Source organism: Paenibacillus kribbensis, from assembly GCF_001705305.1.
Lineage (GTDB): Bacteria > Bacillota > Bacilli > Paenibacillales > Paenibacillaceae > Paenibacillus > Paenibacillus kribbensis_B.
The window spans coordinates 21,657-39,647 of sequence record NZ_MCBP01000022.1; the positions used below are offsets into that span (position 1 = coordinate 21,657).

General features: G+C 47.8%; 16 protein-coding genes. 9 read left to right on the top strand and 7 right to left on the bottom strand.

Going from position 1 to position 17,991, the window contains the following annotated elements; all coding sequences use genetic code 11:
- Positions 1–109: 109 nt before the first annotated feature.
- Complete coding sequence (locus tag BAZ21_RS25770) at positions 110–970, top strand: hypothetical protein (protein WP_068505679.1); 861 nt, start codon at positions 110–112, stop codon at positions 968–970.
- A gap of 116 nt (positions 971–1,086) precedes the next feature.
- Here BAZ21_RS25770 and argS read toward each other — a convergent pair whose 3' ends face one another.
- From argS to BAZ21_RS25785, 3 genes are all read right to left on the bottom strand, one after another.
- Positions 1,087–2,766, bottom strand: a complete 1,680-nt coding sequence (argS, locus tag BAZ21_RS25775; RefSeq protein ID WP_068505680.1) for an arginine--tRNA ligase — start codon at positions 2,764–2,766, stop codon at positions 1,087–1,089.
- Positions 2,763–3,203 (bottom strand): DUF1934 domain-containing protein, encoded by a 441-nt coding sequence (locus tag BAZ21_RS25780; protein ID WP_084011928.1) that lies wholly within the window; start codon positions 3,201–3,203, stop codon positions 2,763–2,765. The genes argS and BAZ21_RS25780 overlap by 4 nt, the downstream gene beginning before the upstream one ends.
- A 158-nt stretch (positions 3,204–3,361) precedes the next feature.
- The gene (locus tag BAZ21_RS25785) at positions 3,362–4,252 is read right to left on the bottom strand and encodes a LysR family transcriptional regulator (RefSeq protein WP_068505682.1); all 891 of its coding nucleotides are present in this window, start codon (positions 4,250–4,252) and stop codon (positions 3,362–3,364) included.
- A 149-nt stretch (positions 4,253–4,401) separates the two neighbouring features.
- On the opposite strand from BAZ21_RS25785, the gene BAZ21_RS25790 reads away from it, so the two are divergent.
- From BAZ21_RS25790 to BAZ21_RS25805, 4 genes are all read left to right on the top strand, one after another.
- Positions 4,402–6,186: an ABC transporter ATP-binding protein gene (locus BAZ21_RS25790; RefSeq protein WP_068505683.1), complete on the top strand. Its 1,785-nt coding sequence runs from the start codon at positions 4,402–4,404 to the stop codon at positions 6,184–6,186.
- Positions 6,183–7,922 (top strand): ABC transporter ATP-binding protein, encoded by a 1,740-nt coding sequence (locus tag BAZ21_RS25795; protein ID WP_068505684.1) that lies wholly within the window; start codon positions 6,183–6,185, stop codon positions 7,920–7,922. The genes BAZ21_RS25790 and BAZ21_RS25795 overlap by 4 nt, the downstream gene beginning before the upstream one ends.
- A gap of 204 nt (positions 7,923–8,126) precedes the next feature.
- Complete coding sequence (locus BAZ21_RS25800; RefSeq protein ID WP_068505685.1) at positions 8,127–8,441, top strand: MazG nucleotide pyrophosphohydrolase domain-containing protein; 315 nt, start codon at positions 8,127–8,129, stop codon at positions 8,439–8,441.
- 13 nt (positions 8,442–8,454) lie between these two features.
- A complete protein-coding gene (locus tag BAZ21_RS25805; protein WP_068505686.1) occupies positions 8,455–9,036 on the top strand; it encodes an LOG family protein in 582 nt (193 codons plus the stop codon).
- A 228-nt stretch (positions 9,037–9,264) separates the two neighbouring features.
- Here BAZ21_RS25805 and BAZ21_RS25810 read toward each other — a convergent pair whose 3' ends face one another.
- The gene (locus tag BAZ21_RS25810; RefSeq protein WP_068505687.1) at positions 9,265–10,557 is read right to left on the bottom strand and encodes an MFS transporter; all 1,293 of its coding nucleotides are present in this window, start codon (positions 10,555–10,557) and stop codon (positions 9,265–9,267) included.
- A gap of 359 nt (positions 10,558–10,916) precedes the next feature.
- Positions 10,917–11,744 (bottom strand): polyamine aminopropyltransferase, encoded by an 828-nt coding sequence (gene speE, locus BAZ21_RS25815; protein WP_068505688.1) that lies wholly within the window; start codon positions 11,742–11,744, stop codon positions 10,917–10,919.
- Between the two features lie 318 nt (positions 11,745–12,062).
- Here speE and BAZ21_RS25820 point away from each other — a divergent pair, with 318 nt between their 5' ends.
- Positions 12,063–14,120 (top strand): transglycosylase domain-containing protein, encoded by a 2,058-nt coding sequence (locus BAZ21_RS25820; protein WP_068505689.1) that lies wholly within the window; start codon positions 12,063–12,065, stop codon positions 14,118–14,120.
- A gap of 137 nt (positions 14,121–14,257) precedes the next feature.
- Here the strand turns inward: BAZ21_RS25820 and BAZ21_RS25825 are convergent, their stop codons facing one another.
- A complete protein-coding gene (locus BAZ21_RS25825) occupies positions 14,258–14,752 on the bottom strand; it encodes a transporter (RefSeq protein ID WP_068505690.1) in 495 nt (164 codons plus the stop codon).
- Positions 14,753–14,887: 135 nt separating this feature from the next.
- A complete protein-coding gene (locus BAZ21_RS25830) occupies positions 14,888–15,937 on the bottom strand; it encodes a hypothetical protein (RefSeq protein ID WP_068505691.1) in 1,050 nt (349 codons plus the stop codon).
- A 122-nt stretch (positions 15,938–16,059) separates the two neighbouring features.
- Here BAZ21_RS25830 and BAZ21_RS25835 point away from each other — a divergent pair, with 122 nt between their 5' ends.
- The 3 genes from BAZ21_RS25835 to BAZ21_RS29985 all read left to right on the top strand — a co-directional run bounded on the left by BAZ21_RS25835 (position 16,060) and on the right by BAZ21_RS29985 (position 17,886).
- Positions 16,060–16,452: a VOC family protein gene (locus BAZ21_RS25835; protein ID WP_068505692.1), complete on the top strand. Its 393-nt coding sequence runs from the start codon at positions 16,060–16,062 to the stop codon at positions 16,450–16,452.
- A gap of 498 nt (positions 16,453–16,950) precedes the next feature.
- On the top strand, positions 16,951–17,802 hold the full coding sequence (locus tag BAZ21_RS25840) for a pentapeptide repeat-containing protein (RefSeq protein WP_176718220.1): 852 nt from the start codon (positions 16,951–16,953) through the stop codon (positions 17,800–17,802).
- A gap of 12 nt (positions 17,803–17,814) precedes the next feature.
- Positions 17,815–17,886, top strand: coding sequence for a putative holin-like toxin (locus BAZ21_RS29985; RefSeq protein ID WP_256022640.1), 72 nt, complete (start codon positions 17,815–17,817; stop codon positions 17,884–17,886).
- Positions 17,887–17,991 lie beyond the last annotated feature (105 nt).

Genomic DNA, 17,991 nt, shown 5'->3' on the forward strand with positions numbered 1-17,991 from the left:
AATTATGTTATTTTTTTACCGGAGTCCCCCCTTGCCTTGACATACGACTGACAATGAGCCCGTAAAGTGTAGCGTGTACCTATTATTCGTACGAAGAGGAGAGGATAGCATGAAAACGGGTCTTCGTTTTACAAAAGTATTGTCGGTCTTAACCCTGAGCGCAGCATTGCTCGTAACGGGATGGAAGGGAGCCGAGCCTGTACAGGCCGCCGCTAATGCCACTCCAAGCTATGAGGTAAAGCTGCTGCTGGATACGGCTCAGGTTCTCAACGCAGATGGCTCTTTGAAAAGCAGCATAGTAAATGAATTCCAAATCAACGATGAGGCACAAAGATTGAGCGTAGAGTATTTCGATACCGATCAGCTTCAATTGAACAGCGAGGGCTGGAACGTCCGATTTCGCAAAAAAGAGGATAAAAAGAATTATGAACTAACCTACAAGAAGCGGTACACAGTTACGAACGGAGATATCGACGCGGCTCTCACCCAAGCCAATAAAGAAGGTTTTAGCGCATCCGACGATAACTATGATGCTGAGGTGGATTGGGGTTATAGCAAACAGACACTGAGCTTTTCCAATGATAAAAAAACGAACGCTTCCAAAGGATTAACTCTTCCTTCCCCGGATCAGGCGTTAAAGCAACTATTGGACAATCTTCCAGGCAAGCTGCAAAACTGGAAATCCAGCAACTGGGGCAAGAAAATCCTGACAGACTCCAGAGTACACGGTCCGGTACAGGTCAGCAAATATGGAGGCAGCTTCCAAGGACTGGATACCGACGTTGAAGTCTGGCCTATCCGTAGCGCGAACGGGTCCGGTACAGATACCATCATCGAAATTTCTTTTAAAACCTCGGACTACAGCACTGCCGCCAGCAACCGCACCAAGCTAATCAACTTGCTGCAATCCAAGGGATGGCTGGTTCCTGCCGATTCCCTGAAAACGAATCTGGTGCTGGAACGGTACTAAGCCAAGCTGCTTTCATGTAAAAAGGAACCGCACATGCCACCCTGTTCAGGATGGTACGGACGGTTCCTTTTATCGTTATACATATGGCCGCAAGGCCCATAGCATAATAGCCTTGCTTACATACGTTCCGGTGCAGACACGCCCACCAGCTTCAGTACGTTGGCAATGGTGGTGCGCACCGCGCCAAACAGCGCCAAGCGAGCTTGCGTCTGAGCAGCATCCTCGGTGATGACACGCTCTGCCTTATAGTAGCTGTGGAATAAAGACGCCAGCTCGTAGACATAACGAATCATACGGTGCGGCGCAAAGTTCGCAGCTGCTACAGATACTTCCTCCGGCAGCTCACCGATTTTGCGCAACAGGTCATATTCATGCTCGGCCGTCAGCTTGGACAAGTCTACCTCTGCCAGTGGCAATACAGCAATGCCCTGCTCCTCGGCCTGACGATATACGCTGCACGCACGTGCGTGAGCATACTGCACGTAGAATACCGGATTTTCATTGGAGGTGGAAATCGCCAAATCCATGTCAAAATCCAGATGTGAATCCATGCTGCGCATCGTGAAGAAGTAACGAATCGCATCCACGCCCACTTCTTCCATCAGGTCCTCCATCGTTACGGCCTTGCCGGTACGCTTGGACATCTTCACCTTTTCTCCGTTTTGGAACAGGCTGACCATTTGGGCAATCAGCACTTTAAGCTTATCCGGGTCATTCCCCAGCGCTTCCATAGCTGCCTTCATCCGTGGAATGTAGCCATGGTGATCCGCGCCCCAGATGTTGATGATCGTGTCATAACCACGAGCATATTTGTCGCTGTGGTAAGCGATATCCGGAGTCAGGTATGTGTAGGTGCCGTCATTTTTGATCAATACGCGGTCTTTATCGTCGCCGTATTTGGTCGTATTCAGCCACGTAGCACCGTCCTTCTCGTAGATTTCATCACGGTCACGAAGTTCGTTCAGCGATTTGAGCACTTCGCCGTTGTCGTACAGTGATGTTTCACTGAACCAGGAGTCAAACGGTACACGGAATCGTTCCAGATCGCGCTTGATCTTGTTCAGTTCCTTTTCCAGACCATATTCACGGAAATAAGCAGCGCGGTCCCCGGGTTCCATGGACAACAGAGCATCGCCCTTTTCGGCTACCAGCTCTTTGGCAAACCCGATGATATCCTCACCATGGTAACCGTCCTCCGGCATCTCAGCAGGCTGTCCCAGCTCCTGCAAATAACGCGCTTCAATGGAACGGCTCATGTTGTAAATCTGGTTGCCCGCATCATTAATGTAGTATTCACGAGTGACCTGATATCCGGCATAATCAAGCACGTTGCAAAGAGCATCCCCAACTGCTGCGCCACGCGCATGGCCCAGGTGGAGGCTGCCTGTCGGGTTCGCGCTGACAAATTCGATTTGGACCTTTTTGCCTGCACCTGCCTGCACACGTCCGTAATCTGCTCCCTGCTCTTGTACTTGTTGAATAATTGTATACAGGTAGCTCTTGTTCAGGCGAAAGTTGATAAAGCCAGGTCCGGCAATTTCTGCACTCTCAATAGAAGCGGCAGCCAAATCCATATTTGCGATCAGCTCTTCAGCGATTTGGCGTGGATTTTTTTTCGCAATACGAGTAAGCTGCATTGCAGCATTAGTAGCCAAATCACCATGTGACTTGTCCTTTGGCACCTCCAGCGTAATCGTCGGCAGCTCTTCGCGTCTTACGATTCCGGCAGCCAGTATCGCGGCCTCGATTGCCGAGGTCACCTTTTGATTAATAAGTTCCAGTGGATTGCTTGTCATGATTGTTGCTCCTCCTGTATATGCAAACTGATGGCAAAATGCCCCGAGAAATCCTCAAATACGTACAAATCATAGGTCCAGCTCACATATCCGGTAAATCCATCCATCCGAATATCAAGCTTCTGCGTATGCGCAGACATGTTCAGGTTCAAATAAGGTGATCGGTAAAATCCCGGCAATCTGCGCCCCAGCGCAAATGACTGCTCCGACTGCACCTCGCCGTGACGGATCAGTTTAAGTTCATCAGGTCCGATTTTGACCGTGTTCCGTATCGTTCCCCCCTGAGGGCTCTCTGCCGGCTCATCGTACCTTATATATAGATGCTTCCCACGCACGATGGCTTCTCCGGGAAGCTCCTGAACCACATCTTCCCCATCATGATGACTATGGAGACGGATTTGGACCTTCGCATTGTGTGGCATGTGTTCAAACTCCATTCTATCGCTATCCTACTGTACTACTATATCCAGTTCCCGTTTGCAATTCAAATGAGATTTTACAAAAAGATGCTTCCCTATTATAAGAAAAACGTCTATCGACGTACTTTCACGGAAGCCAGACCGCGTTTAGCGGGAGTTTTTCTTAAAAAAATCAGCTACCGCAGGTTGTCCTCATCGGATGCCCGGCTAAAACTTTCGATAAATCGAGAAGCCAGGGATGACATGTATTTATCCTTGAGCCACACAGCGGCTACACGAGTATGCAATTCTTCGCACATAATTTCCTTCACGATTAACTGATTGTTGCTGCCCAGTGACAACGTAGACTGCGAAATCATGCCGATACCCAGCCCTTCATTAGCCCAGTGAAGCGTGGTGCGAGCATCATCGTTTTTGCAAAAGAAGTTCGGCTCAAAGCCATGCTTCATGCAGGTATCGTGGATCAATTGCTCAAAGCGGCGGTATACAATTAACGGCCTGTTCTTCAACTCTGACAATGTGATGGTCTTCTGGTCAGGGTTCCAGTCGTGGTCTTCTGTCATTACTGCGACCATCGGCTCGGAGGCTGCATATCTGCAGCCCAGATCGGTGGTGTTGAACGGTGTTCTGACAATACCAACCTCTACAATTCCCTTGTTCAAGAGGTCGAGGATCATGAACGTATTTCCCTCATGAATTTCAAATTTTACACCCGCATAGTTTCTATGGAATTCGGAAAGCCTGTCTTTCATCAGGGCTGCCCCGGAGGAAGAAACGGTTCCAATCGTAAGAGTGCCCTTCATGCCCATGGCAACATCATTAATTTCTCTTGTCGTAGCCTCTGTCAGTTCCAAAATCTGCCTGGCCCTGTTCTGCAAAATGATGCCCGCCTCCGTCAGGTGAAGGCTTCGTGGACCTCGATGCACGAGTTTCACACCAAGCTCCTCCTCCAGCTGCATGAGCTGCTGACTTAAGGGAGGCTGGGCTATTTTCAGCTTTTTCGCTGCTGCCGTAATTTGTCCGGCCTCTGCAATCGCCAGAAAATACTTGAGATGTCTCAATTCCATCATGGACCTCCGGTACTGATATATGTAATACATATACCTCTAATATATATTAAATATTATTCATATGGGTCGGGATATGACATAATCAATTCAGTTATCGCGTTGGGTCAACAGGCTTTATATATTATTTAGGTTAGGTGATGGTTTATTTGCTGAAATTCGCTGTTTTTTTGAAGCCTTATAAAAAGGAAAGCATCCTTGGGCCCCTGTTCAAGCTCATTGAGGCCATCTTGGAACTATTGCTGCCTACCATGGTTGCTCTCATGATTAATCACGGCGTTGGCAAAGAAGATACCCATTATGTGTGGCAGATGGGTCTTTTGATGTTGCTTATGACTGTATTGGGCTTCGGCAGTTCAATGGTGTGTCAGTTTTATGCAGCCCGGGCCTCTCAAGGTTTTGGTACGACGCTGCGCAATACGATGTTCCAGCACATTTCTTCGCTTTCTTATGCGGATCTCGATAAGTTTGGTACTCCTTCGCTCATTAACCGGATCACAAACGATGTTAATCAGCTCCAGACGGCAGTGGCGATGCTGATTCGTCTGGTTATTCGCGCTCCCTTTATTTGTATCGGAGCTATCATTATGTCGATGATTCTGGACTTCCGTCTGGCTTTGGTGCTGTTGGCGGCTACGCCGATCCTGGCTTTGATTTTATATCTGGTCATTACGAAGGCTTCGCCGCTCTACCGCATATATCAGAAAAAACTGGATAAAATCGCTTTGCTGCTAAGCGAAAATCTTACCGGGGTACGGGTCATACGGGCTTTTGCCAAAAGAGGAACTGAACGAGTAAAGTTCAATACAGCCTCCGATGATCTGACCCAGACGGCCATTCGTGTCGGTCGTATTTCCGCTTTGCTTAGTCCGACCACCTTGCTGGTGGTTAACGGAGCCATTATTGCAATCCTGTGGATCGGGGGCATCCATATCCAATACGGCTCTCTTTCACAAGGGGAGATTATAGCCTTTATTAATTATATCACGCAGATTTTACTGGCTCTGATTGTAGTGACCAATTTAATTATTTTGTTCACCAAGGCCGCCACCTCAGCAGCACGGATTCAGGAGGTGCTGGATACGCAGGCTTCAATCTCCGATGCTGTCACATCTGGAGGTCAGCCAGCTCCAGTGTCCGCTCAACACAGAGATGAAGCAGACAGTCACGTATCCCCACAAGACACCGTACCAGCTATCTCCTTTGATCATGTTTCCTTTGGCTACAATCCAACGGGACAAATGGCGCTTAGCGATGTAGACGTGAACATCTATCCAGGTGAAACGGTCGGCATTATTGGAGGAACAGGCTCGGGGAAATCGACATTTGTGAACCTTATTCCCCGATTCTATGATGTGGTGGAAGGCAGAATACAGGTCGATGGAGTCGATGTCCGGGATTACAAGCTTAAGCAGCTGCGGCAAAAGATCGGGATTGTCCCGCAGAAGGCGCTGCTGTTCACCGGCACCATAGCAGAAAATATCCGCTGGGGCAATGAACATGCCACCGATGAGGAAGTGGCACGGGCGGCCGCCATCGCTCAAGCAGATGAGTTCATTTCCAGCTTACCTGAAAAATACGATGCCCCGATTACCCGAGGTGGTCTTAATCTGTCGGGAGGGCAAAAGCAGCGGCTTACCATTGCAAGAGCTATTGTCGGGAATCCGCAAATCCTCATTTTGGATGATTCCTCAAGCGCACTTGATTTTGCAACTGACGCCGCCCTGCGTAAATCGCTACGGGACCATAGCACCCATATGACGGTTCTGCTGGTCTCGCAACGAGTAAGCAGCGTGCAGCATGCCGATAAAATTATTGTATTTGATGAAGGACGGATTGCCGGTATCGGCACACATGATCAGTTGATGAGCAGCTCGGATGTATATAAGGAAATTAATCGTTCCCAGCTCTCAACGCAGGAGGTAGACCAATGAGCGGCAAGGAAACGTGGAAAAGACTGTTAACCTATGTGAATCAATATAAGAATACAGCATCTGGGGTCGTCGTCTGTGCGATTATCAGTGTGCTTGCCAGTCTGGTTGGGCCCTATATGATTGGTCGGGCCATCGACCATATGATGGGTCAGGGAGCAGTGGATTTTAGAGGAGTCGCACAAATTCTAGCCGGATTAGGCATTGTATATGCCGTAGGCAGTCTGTTTAGCTGGCTGCTCACGTATTTGACGAACCGGATTGCTTTTCAGACGGTAAATGATATGCGGCGGGAGTTATTTGATCATTTTAATATTCTTCCGTTAAGCTTCCATGACAATCACCCTCAAGGAGACAGCATTAGCCGATTTGTAAACGATATGGATGCTGTGTCAGATGGATTGTTACAAGGCTTCTCTACCTTGATTACCGGAATTGTTACCATTATAGGCTCCATTGTGCTCATGCTGTATATCAGTCCCATGATGACGCTGGTGGTACTGGTGTCTGCCCCCGTCACATATGGCGTGGCCAGATTCATTACCACAAGATCTCAACGCATGTTTCGCGAACAGGCCAAAATTTTAGGAAGTCTGAACGGTTACGTGGAGGAAATGATCGGCGGACAGCGGGTGGTGACCGCCTTTCATTATGAAAACCGCACGTTCGAGGAGTTTTCCGCCAAAAACGAACAATTGTATCAAGCCGGGGTAAAATCACAATTCTATGGATCATTATCGAACCCCTCCACCCGATTGGTAAACAACATGACTTTTTCGGTTACCGCGATGATTGGATGTATATCCATCATTTTGGGTGTGATCTCGGTAGGCGGATTGTCGAGCTTTCTGATTTATACGAATTTGTTCGCCAAGCCCTTTAATGAAATTACGGGTGTGCTTACCCAGTTCCAATCAGCTACAGCTTCCGCTCAGCGCATATTTGCCATTCTGGATTCGCAGCCAGAGCAGCCGGAAAAATCAAATGCAGCGCAGCTGGAGCGCAGCAAAGGTACGATTATTTTCGACCATGTAAAATTCTCCTATAACCCGGAACGTACCCTGATTACGGACTTTAGTCTGGAGGTTAAGCCGGGGACCCGGGTCGCGATTGTCGGTCAGACCGGGGCAGGCAAAACGACACTCGTCAACCTGCTTATGCGGTTTTATGATGTGGACAGCGGCTCCATATCCATCGACGGGGTGAATATCAACGATATGTCCCGGGACAGCCTGCGGACGAACTTTGGCATGGTGCTTCAGGATACATGGCTGTTCAGCGGCACCATTCGAGACAATATTGCTTACGGAAAGCCGGAAGCCACAGAAGAAGAAGTCATCGCAGCTGCAACGGCTGCCAATGCGCATAGCTTCATTAAACGGCTGCCTCATGGCTACGACACCGTTATCAGCGGCTCAGGCGACAGCCTGTCCCAAGGGCAAAAGCAGCTGCTCACTATTGCACGGGTAATCCTGGTTGACCCGCCTATGCTTATACTGGATGAAGCGACCAGCAGCATAGACACCCTGACAGAGGCGCGTATCCAAAAAGCATTTATGAAAATGATCGCCGGACGAACCAGCTTTGTGATTGCCCACCGTCTATCGACCATTCGTGAAGCAGATCTGATTTTATACATGAAAAACGGTGATGTCGTCGAAAGTGGAACCCATGAGGAGCTGCTTGCAAGCGGTGGCCATTATGCCTCGCTCTATAATAGCCAGTTCGCTACGGCCTAGCAGACTGACCAGATATGGTCGCATCATCAGGGCCAACGTTTTTTTAAGTCGGTTGCTTTTCAAGCAATCGGCTTTTTTTATTTTTCTTTGAAAAATACCCTCTCATATTATATAATAAAAATACGAACAAATGTTTCGGTTTTATTCTTGAGGTTTTGTGTATAGCCAACACCTATGCATTCGGTTTTAGTTTGGAGGCTGGATATGGATATTAATGAATTTCAACAGTGGGTAAAGCAATATTACCAGGAGAAAAGCTGGTCGGATTTAGACATATTCGTCCGAATTGGTTTCTTGGCAGAAGAAACCGGGGAGGTAGCGAGAGCTATTCGCGCCCTGGAGATCGGCAGAGACCGGCCTGATGAGATCGATGGTTCATTCGAGGAAAACAAGGAACATTTAACTGAAGAACTTGGAGATGTACTGGGTAATCTCATCGTGATCGCCAACAAGTATGACATCACCTTGGAGGACATTTTTCGGATACACCAGCAAAAGCTTGCAAAGAGATATTCATAAGGGGGAATCTTACATGAAAAGTATTGCTGTTTTCTGCGGTTCCAGTGATGGAGCATCTACAATTTATCGGGATCACGCTGTTGCGCTGGGCCAGGAGCTCGCCGAGCAGGGGATAAGCCTAGTTTATGGAGGAGCAAGCGTCGGCTTAATGGGTGCCGTGGCAGACGCGGCACTTCATGCAGGAGGTCGCGTCATCGGTGTACTCCCTCACTTTCTGCAAAGCCGTGAAATTGCGCATAAAAGCCTGACTGATTTAATCATTGTTGATTCCATGCACGAACGAAAATCTAAAATGGCAGAGATTGCGGACGGGTTCATTGCCTTACCAGGCGGCCCAGGAACGTTGGAAGAATATTTTGAAATTTTTACATGGGCACAATTAGGCTTGCATGAAAAGCCGTGTGGTCTTTTAAACATCAACCATTATTACGATCCTCTTATTTCCATGTTTGATCGTATGGCTGAAGAACAATTCATGCAGGAAAAATATCGTCCGATGGTAATTACGGATACGACTCCGCAAGGAATTCTGAAGCAATTTTCCAACTATACTCCACCTACCGTCAAGACATATCTTACGAGCAAGCGGGTCTGACATCAGGAATGATGCATACAGTCAACAGACCTGCGGTTCAATAAGAGCGGTTCAATAAGAAAGGAAACACCACCGGCGACATCATTTAGGAGGTGTTCCTGCTAAATCGGGGAGAATTACAGGTTACTATGTTTTTATTCTCCCCAATCGTCAGTGTTCACTTTTACACTTCATTTAATTATATAGTCATCCAATTAACGTTGTCCCGCCTACCAAGCACGATAGACTTCAAATACCTACCTTCGTAGCGGTTGGCTGGTCAATGGGCTCACTTTCCTGAAAATCACGTCGATACCACCAGCCGATCAGGACAGCAATGGTGGTCATCACCGCAGCCAGCAAGTACACCTGTACCATGCCAAAACGGTCAGCGTACCAACCCAGGAACAACAAGGACAGGCCAAAAGCGAGATTTGTAAGCACATCAATCCCTGCCATCACCTTGGGAAGCTGGTCTGTCGGCGCGCTGGTTTGCAGCAAGGTGCGGCGAATAATTCCAGCCATTTGAACGGGTATACCGGATATTGCAAAAAGAACCAGTGCAGCGACCGGGATCGTATTGAGCGCAAACACAACGGTAATCAGTACATATACCATTAACGCCCCCAGCATATACAGAAAGCTGTTCTTTTGCAACCGTTTCACCAAACCAACGACGAGAAGCCCGCCTAAAATCATGCCCGAAAAAAAGGAGGCATTCATAAAGCCCCACCAGCTCTCATCTTGATGCAGCACTTGTGTTACATATGCCAGGATGAACACGCCAACCCACGAGGTTCCTCCAATGGTATCCACACTATCCACGATCATCAGAGAACGGATGCGGCGGTTATGCCAAATGATCTTCCACCCTTCTCCAAGCTCCTTCCAGTATGCCCCCTTCTTCTTCTCTTTGGCCAACCCAGCTTCATTCGAAGAAGGATCAGACGATTCAGAACGTACTTCCTCTTGAGCCAGCGGATCACGGATGAAGGACGTGACGATAGCGGCCACGAGATAGCAACACGATGCGACCACCAGCGTATTCAACGAGCCTAGCCAGACAATGACAATACCGCTTAATGCCCAGCCTGCGCATTTAACTACTTGATCACTGACCGACACCATACCGTTCGCGCGCATGAGTCCTTCACCCGTAGCCAAACGAGGAACCAGCGCATTACGAGCAGGATTGGTCCATCCATCCAGAAAAGACATGCCGAATACCATAATAAAAATAAAGAAAAAAGACTTCTGCCCAGGCGTATTCCACAGGTACAACAATAACAGCGTGAAAATCACAAACTGCCCTAGCTGAGAAAACAACAGAACCCGATTCAACCGGAAGCGACTGAGAATAATCGGTGCCACCAGCCCGCTAAGAACCTGCGAAGACAAACGAAACAAAGGGATCAAAATAGTCGTCATTAATGAATCACTTGAAGTAAACACCAATACCACGATACTCAGCAGATAAATAATATCCGCCACATTGGAAACCGTCTGGGATCCCCATAGATAATAAAAAGAGCGTTTGATCAAAAAATTTTCCCCCTCTTTGGTACATTGCCGAGTTATGTATTCCCATACCAAACCTCCCCCTGTTGATATTACAATTCTGTCAAATGTCTGGTTTTTTGTATATTCTACACACACCCTTAAATTTCCTTCTTTTATCTTTAAAGGAAATTCGGTGTCCAGTAAGGCTTTCATGCCTATTTTCAATTTTATCCACAACAAAAAAAGCGTCTGTAGCGCTCTTTTTTACCCAAAAACAGGCGATAAAGAACACTGCGACGCTTCTTAACCTATCAGTTACATTTATTTTATGTCATAACACGCTTCTACTTGGATCAGGATTTTGCAAAATTGTTGGATGTATATCCAGCTCGCTTTGCTCCCTACTTCGTTAAATCCTCCACAAACTTAGGCAAAACAAACGCCGCCTTATGCAAACGTGGACTATAATACCGAGTATCCATCTCTGGAATTTGCGTCTCGTCTACTTCGAGCGGATCATACTTCTTGCTGCCCAGCGTGAATGTCCATAGACCGCTCGGATAGGTCGGAATGTTCGCTCCGTATACACGTACAATCGGGAAAATCTCCTTCACATCCTTGTTGACCTTCTGAATCAAATCAGCCTTGAACCAAGGGTTGTCCGTCTGCGCCACGAAAATGCCATCTTCCTTCAACGCTTCAAAAATGCCTTGATAAAATCCACGCTCGAACAGCGGGGCTGCCGGACCGACCGGCTCTGTCGAATCGACCATGATCACATCGTATTCATTTTTATGTTCAATAATGTGCATGTATCCGTCATTGACCAGCACTTCCACGTTAGGCTCATTCAGCTTCCCGGCGATTTCAGGCAAATATTTCTTGGAATATTCGATCACCTTGCCGTCAATCTCAACCAGCACAGCCTTTTCCACCTCAGGGTGCTTGATAACCTCACGAATGACGCCACCATCGCCGCCGCCCACAACCAGAACCTTTTTCGGATTCGGATGGGTATTCAGAGCGGGATGTGCTACCATTTCATGATAAACGAATTCATCCTTCACAGTGGTCATCACCATACCATCCAGTACGAGCATATTGCCGAATTCCTCTGTCTTGATCATCGCCAGATCCTGATACTCCGTTTTCTCAGAGACATACGTTTGTTTGATTTTTGCTGTAATGCCGAAAGAGGGAGTTTGCTTCTCCGTAAACCACAAGTCCATCATTTCAACCTTCTTTCTGATCAAAGTATGTGTCCGGCAATCCTTGTATCGCCCAGGTCGCGCTTTTACATCCCGGTCGCGCCAGCATAAACGTTGGCTTTCCTTATATATGCAACACGCAAACGCCGAGTTTGCTATATTTATTGTACCAAACACGCTGTGCTTTCACACTTTTTGCACTATAAAAGATACCTGGATAGACTGCAAAGGCATTTTCAGGCTCAAGCATGTTTAAAATACATACGTATACGCATCTGATGAATAGACGCTTTCGGATTGACCATACTGAGAACATCAACCATGGAAGGAGGTGGCAAGATGGCCGCTACAACCGGGCAATTTCCCAAACGCAAGCCACTCTGGCTTCGATGGTTTCGGGGACTGCTGTCACTCACCATTCTGACGGTCATCGCCGCCTGTGTTTTGCTCGCCTATTTATATACCACCAGTCTCCCGCTCGCGGATACGGACCGGAATTCGCGTCTGCTCGATAGCCAGGGCCAAGTCATTGCCACCTTCTCTGCCGGAGGCAAGGAATCCATTCCTGTCCAGCTGGATCAAATTTCACCCGATCTGATTGCAGCTACGCTGGCTGTGGAGGACCGGAAGTTTTACGATCATTTCGGCTTTGATTTTAAAGGCTTGGGCAGGGCCGTGCTTGTCAATCTGACCCATTGGGATATGTCGCAAGGAGCCAGCACGCTGACACAGCAGCTAGCACGCAATCTGTACCTGTCTCATGAGAAAACGTGGACACGCAAGGCCAAGGAAGCCATTTATACCGCACAGCTTGAAATGAAGTACACCAAGAGCGAGCTGCTGCAAATGTATTTGAACGAAATCTATTATGGTCACGGTGCCTACGGCATTGAAGCCGCTTCGCAGATGTATTTCGGCAAATCCGCAAAAGATCTGGATTTGGCTGAAAGCGCCCTGCTGGCAGGTATTCCGAAGGGACCGACGTATTATTCGCCGTATAATCATATGAAAAACGCAAAGGATCGGCAAAAAATTGTGCTGGATTCCATGGCGCTCACCGGCAAAATTACGCCGGCCCAAGCTACCAGGGCCTATGAGGAAATGCTCGCCCTGCGGCCCGAGAGCCAGCGCCGGACGGTAGAAGCCGCTCCCTGGTTCCGCGATTATATCCGCCAGCTTGCAACGAATCAGCTGGGAATCAGTGAAAGTGTGCTGGAGCATGGCGGCCTGAGCATTTATACCACATTGGACATGCATATGCAGCAGGCCGCCGAGGCGGCTGTAAATGAGGGCATGAAGGACAGCAACGGACTGGAAACAGCGTTGATCTCCATGGACCCGCGCAACGGACATGTTAAGGCCATGGTTGGCGGGACCAACTATGTCGGCAATCAATATAATCATGCACTGGCCACGACCCGGCAGCCCGGCTCATCCTTTAAGCCGATTATGTATCTGAGCGCACTGGATTCCGGCGAATTGACGAGTACGTCCAAATTCGAAAGCCGACCAACGTTGTTTCACTACGACAACAACCGCAAAACCTACAAGCCCAAGAATTTTGGCGACAAATATTTGGGCGAAATCGATCTGCGGCGGGCAATTGCAGCATCCGATAATATTTATGCTGTAAGCACCATTTTGAAGGTCGGAACAGATAAAGTCATGGACCTCGCCCGCAAAATGGGCATTACGAGCGAGCTGAAGCCCGTGCCTTCCCTCGCGCTGGGCGTATCGCCCGTCAGCCCGTTCGAGATGGCCTCGGCCTTCTCGGTCATCGGCAGCGGCGGGCAAAAAGTCGCTCCGGTGGCGGTGCTGCGCATCACCGATGCGGCCGGGCGGTCGCTCTACGAAGCACCGCAGGCCGCACCTGAGCAGGTGGTGAAGCCCGCCTCCGCCTACGTCCTCACACGCCTGATGGAAGGCGTGTTCGAGGAAGGCGGCACCGGCAACCGGGTCGCGAAGCTGATCAAACGCCCGGTTGCCGGCAAGAGCGGCACGACCAACACCGATGCGTGGATGGTCGGCTTCACGCCCGAGCTGTCCACCGCCGTCTGGGTCGGCTATGACAAGGGCAAGGCCATCAGCACGCAGGATGCCCGGCGGGCGGCACCGATTTTCGCGCAATATACGGAAAAAGCGCTGGAGAATGTGCCGCCCAAAATCTTCCCCATACCAGACGGCGTCGTCAGCGCCTATATTGATCCGGCCAGCGGCAAGCTGGCTGCGCCAGACAGTCCGGACAAGCGGCTGGAAGTATTCGTCAGCGGCACGGAGCCAAAGGAGACCTTGTCTGGACAGAATAACCCACCGGCAGCGACACAGACTGACCAAGCGGAGCAGCAGGCAGAAAAGAAATCATGGTGGAGCAATTTCAAGCGATGGTGGATGGAGTAACAGCCAAAAAAGACTGAAGGAACGCTATGAGCGCTTCTCTCAGTCTTTTTGCTTTATTTTATTTCTCACGTGTCCTATATATCGGTTGCCACTTCCCCGCAATTCCCCGGTTCAGCACGCTTTCCCCAAAGGTGCGCTTACCAAAAGCAGCTAAACGCCTCAATCCGGTTGGTGTCTATACCAAAAAATGTCCAGAAGAAACCATTCCACCGGAATCCCGATACGGATGTTCTGCCTACAAAGACAGGATACATCCAGAAACGTTCGCCATTCCTCAGCCATATAAACGTATTTCGGAACAAGCAACCGGAGATGGCTAAAGGATCAATAGCAAAGGCTGTGGCCAGTGGCTTCGGTGGGGTAAATTGCGGCGGCGGAGCAGTCGGGGCCTGAGCTTGAAGTCCCGGTCCCGGAGTGCCCATCGGTCCTGACGGCGGCGAGAACGGACCCGGCCCAGGCGGTGGGCCAGAGGGTGTTTGCGGCTGTGGCGCAAGGCCCCCTCCCCCTGGGAATGGTCCAATCGGTGACGGAAACGACCCCTGTGTACCAGGAAATTGTGGAAGCGAAGGACCTGATGGTGTAAGTGGACCCGGAGTGCCCGGTTGTGAAGGCATCTGCGGCAGTAAAGACATGCGTTTCACTCCTTGTGTTCTAGGCTGATGTATCCTATGCAGGACATTAGCCCGTGGACTGGGCGAATCCCCATACCGTCAACGCATTCCGCTATTTCATCTCTTTTCATCAGAAATTCTTATATCCTGACCCGATTAATTTCCTGTCCGGACATGCCGCAGCTCGATTTCATGCACTATTTTCATCTCAACTCGTTTTCTCAGCTCATGATACTGATCCAACATCCGATGCCTGTAGCCCAACTGTTCGGTCATCCAGCCCATCATAGAATCATCGCGATGCTCGGTAGACCAGCTAAACAAATCGCTATATAGCTGACCAAAGGATTCCTCATTGCTGCGAGCGAACCGAATAGGCCGGGCTGTATATCCCAGCTTTAATTCCAGCATTTCATACAGTACATCCAAACGGTACTCCAATGCCTGCATACCTACTTTAGATACATTACAGCTTTGTAGGTCCCGAATAAGCTCTCTAAAGGTTAATCCTACATGCTGCATAGCCAAATAAGACCACACACAACTGCCTGTAGCCGTTCCGTGAGCCTCCCAAAGCGGATTCCACAAAATAGATTGGATTGTATCTTTTTGTCCTTCTCCAAACAATGCAATACCAGCAATAATTCCCGCATTACAGTCTACAGAAGCATGCTGCTCCCCCCAATGTACCAATCGCGGGACGATATCTGCCTGAGTGCATTTAAAGCTCAATAAAGGTAAAAATTCATTAAACAAGCTCTGGTCCACCGCTTTTTCCAATTCGGCCGCCAATTGTTCACGATACGATTCACATGGAAGATGCACCAATCCCATACAGGCATCCACAGACGCAACTCCATATTGCCCGTTCACCCAAGCGACGAGATCAGCCGTAGCCTCCGCATAACCCAAATACCCTAACACATGCAGCACACCGTCAGGTATATGCTCCGGAGATGTCTGATTCCGCACGTAACGCTCGTACATATCCTGCGCCAACGCATCATCCCCGCACCTCATGATCGGCTGAAGCAGTAGCCCCCTGATATAATGATAGGGATCGTCTACAAAAAGTCGGTATAGCTCCCAAGCATCCTCGCTTGTCCCATATTGGGCAACCACATCCGTATAGGCGGAAATGATGCTGGCATCCAGCTTCTTGCCTGAACCGAGCATTTCTACAAGCCTTGTCGTCGTGTCCATCATTCTGTTGTCCCCCTTTCACATCTATGTATGTCCTCATAAAGTGCTTCATTTATTGTGAATACTTTCATTCAAAAAGAGGGAAAATGGTAGCATCTACTATCCAGTTCAAGGGAGTTAACCTTATGCAAAATTCTCACCCAAAAATTACAACATTTTTTATGTTCTCCGGTCAAGCAGAAGAGGCCATGCAATTTTATACCTCTGTGTTTAAGCCGTCGGACATCATTAGCGTACTTCATCAGAAAAATGGAGCCGTGTTACATGCTGTATTCACCCTTAAAGGACAAACCTTCATGGCTATTGACCAAAATCACCAGAACAAGCACCCTTTTACCCCAGCTCTATCGCTATTCGTCACCTGTGATTCGGAAGAAGAAATTCACCGAGTGTTTGATCAGCTATCGCAGGAAGGCCGAGTTCTAATGCCCCTTGAGACCTCGCCCGTAAGCCAACAATTCGGGTGGGTTGAGGACAAGTACGGAGTTTCATGGCAATTAAATCTGCCAAAAGGATAACCTATCTAATTTATTATAGGCTCTATGCAAAATAACCCGACTAAGATCACTCTGATCTCAACCGGGTTATTTGTTATCAAAAATACGCATTTAAGTGTTTCCGACTCTGGCATTGCTTACCTACGTGAAAAAGAAGTAGACCGCCCCGAACCAAGGTAACGGTCTATTGTTCGACCCTACTGCCGACTGCTCTTTAAGCAGTGGTTGTATACTGGAGTCGTGTTCGAGCACGACTCCTTTACTATTCTTACCTCAGTATAGCTCATTTTATTACGTAAATACAGCTTTTCTCTTCAAATATTTTACTGATTGCGCCGCTCTTTTACTTGTCAGGTACATATTCTATTAAGTCCGAAAGCTTGCAATCAAATGCATTCCGATTTCTTTTCTAACTATCTAGTGGACTTCGAGAAATTTATACAAAAAACAATAGACTATTTCCCATCTTTTTTTGGTAATATTACATTTAATAGGTGCTAGTAAAAGGATGTGTGTTTATTGTCTAATGAGTTAATCAATCACAACCCTATTCAAAACATTTACAGTGCAGATTGTGAAAAATGTTTTGGTCTATGCTGTGTAGCTTTACCTTATGCAAAATCTGCTGATTTTGCTTTTAACAAGGATGGAGGGACTCCTTGTCAGAACCTGAATGCCGATTATCGTTGTGATATTCATAAGAATCTAAGAAATAGCGGCTTGCGAGGCTGTACTGTATATGATTGCTTTGGGGCAGGTCAAAAAATCTCTCAAGTAATGTACAACGGAAAAAGTTGGCGAGACGACCCAACAATAGCCGAGGACATGTTCAATATATTTCCCATCATGCAACAGCTTCACGAAATGCTTTATTACTTAAATGAGGCCCTTAGCTTAGAAGAAACTCACCCCATCCATACAGACTTGCAAGAAGCTATAGCGAAAACCGAGCAACTTACGGATCAAGATCCAAAATCCCTTATAGATCTTCATGTACCAACCCATAGGGCGCTAGTTAATGATTTACTTTTACAAACAAGTGAGTTAGTGCGTGAAAAATTCAAGAAAAACATGGAACACAATAAATATAGTAAAAAAATTAGGAGCAGAGACCTCATAGGTGCTAATTTAAGAGCCGCTAATCTTAGAGGTGCCAATTTAAGAGGAGTTTTACTTATTGCTGCTGACCTGCGAGAAGCTGATCTGAGAAAGACCGACCTGATCGGTGCAGATTTTAGAGACGCTGATTTAAGTGGGGCTAATCTGGAAGGAAGTATTTTTCTTACACAAGCGCAATTAAATTCGGCCAAAGGCAATCATAAAACCAAATTGCCCCCTTCTTTAAGTATTCCAAACCATTGGTTAGAGTAGGTTTAAGACGCGATTTCCTTGATGATCATGTTTGGCATGTTCATTCTGGCATTGCTTACCTACGTGAAAAAGAAAACCAGCTAATACTTTGTCAAGATAAGATTGTGGAAATCAAAGAATTTGGTATACTGTTTTTATAGCATACCAAATAAACTTCCTAATTGGAAGTTTATAGTATATTTAATTAAA

Coding starts and splice junctions, on each gene's coding strand:
- BAZ21_RS25770 (WP_068505679.1), top strand. CDS start 110: ATGAAAACGGGTCTTCGTTTTACAAAAGTATTGTCGGTCTTAACCCTG.
- argS (WP_068505680.1), bottom strand. CDS start 2,766: ATGACAAGCAATCCACTGGAACTTATTAATCAAAAGGTGACCTCGGCA.
- BAZ21_RS25780 (WP_084011928.1), bottom strand. CDS start 3,203: ATGGAGTTTGAACACATGCCACACAATGCGAAGGTCCAAATCCGTCTC.
- BAZ21_RS25785 (WP_068505682.1), bottom strand. CDS start 4,252: ATGGAATTGAGACATCTCAAGTATTTTCTGGCGATTGCAGAGGCCGGA.
- BAZ21_RS25795 (WP_068505684.1), top strand. CDS start 6,183: ATGAGCGGCAAGGAAACGTGGAAAAGACTGTTAACCTATGTGAATCAA.
- BAZ21_RS25800 (WP_068505685.1), top strand. CDS start 8,127: ATGGATATTAATGAATTTCAACAGTGGGTAAAGCAATATTACCAGGAG.
- BAZ21_RS25805 (WP_068505686.1), top strand. CDS start 8,455: ATGAAAAGTATTGCTGTTTTCTGCGGTTCCAGTGATGGAGCATCTACA.
- speE (WP_068505688.1), bottom strand. CDS start 11,744: ATGGACTTGTGGTTTACGGAGAAGCAAACTCCCTCTTTCGGCATTACA.
- BAZ21_RS25820 (WP_068505689.1), top strand. CDS start 12,063: ATGGCCGCTACAACCGGGCAATTTCCCAAACGCAAGCCACTCTGGCTT.
- BAZ21_RS25825 (WP_068505690.1), bottom strand. CDS start 14,752: ATGTCTTTACTGCCGCAGATGCCTTCACAACCGGGCACTCCGGGTCCA.
- BAZ21_RS25830 (WP_068505691.1), bottom strand. CDS start 15,937: ATGATGGACACGACGACAAGGCTTGTAGAAATGCTCGGTTCAGGCAAG.
- BAZ21_RS25835 (WP_068505692.1), top strand. CDS start 16,060: ATGCAAAATTCTCACCCAAAAATTACAACATTTTTTATGTTCTCCGGT.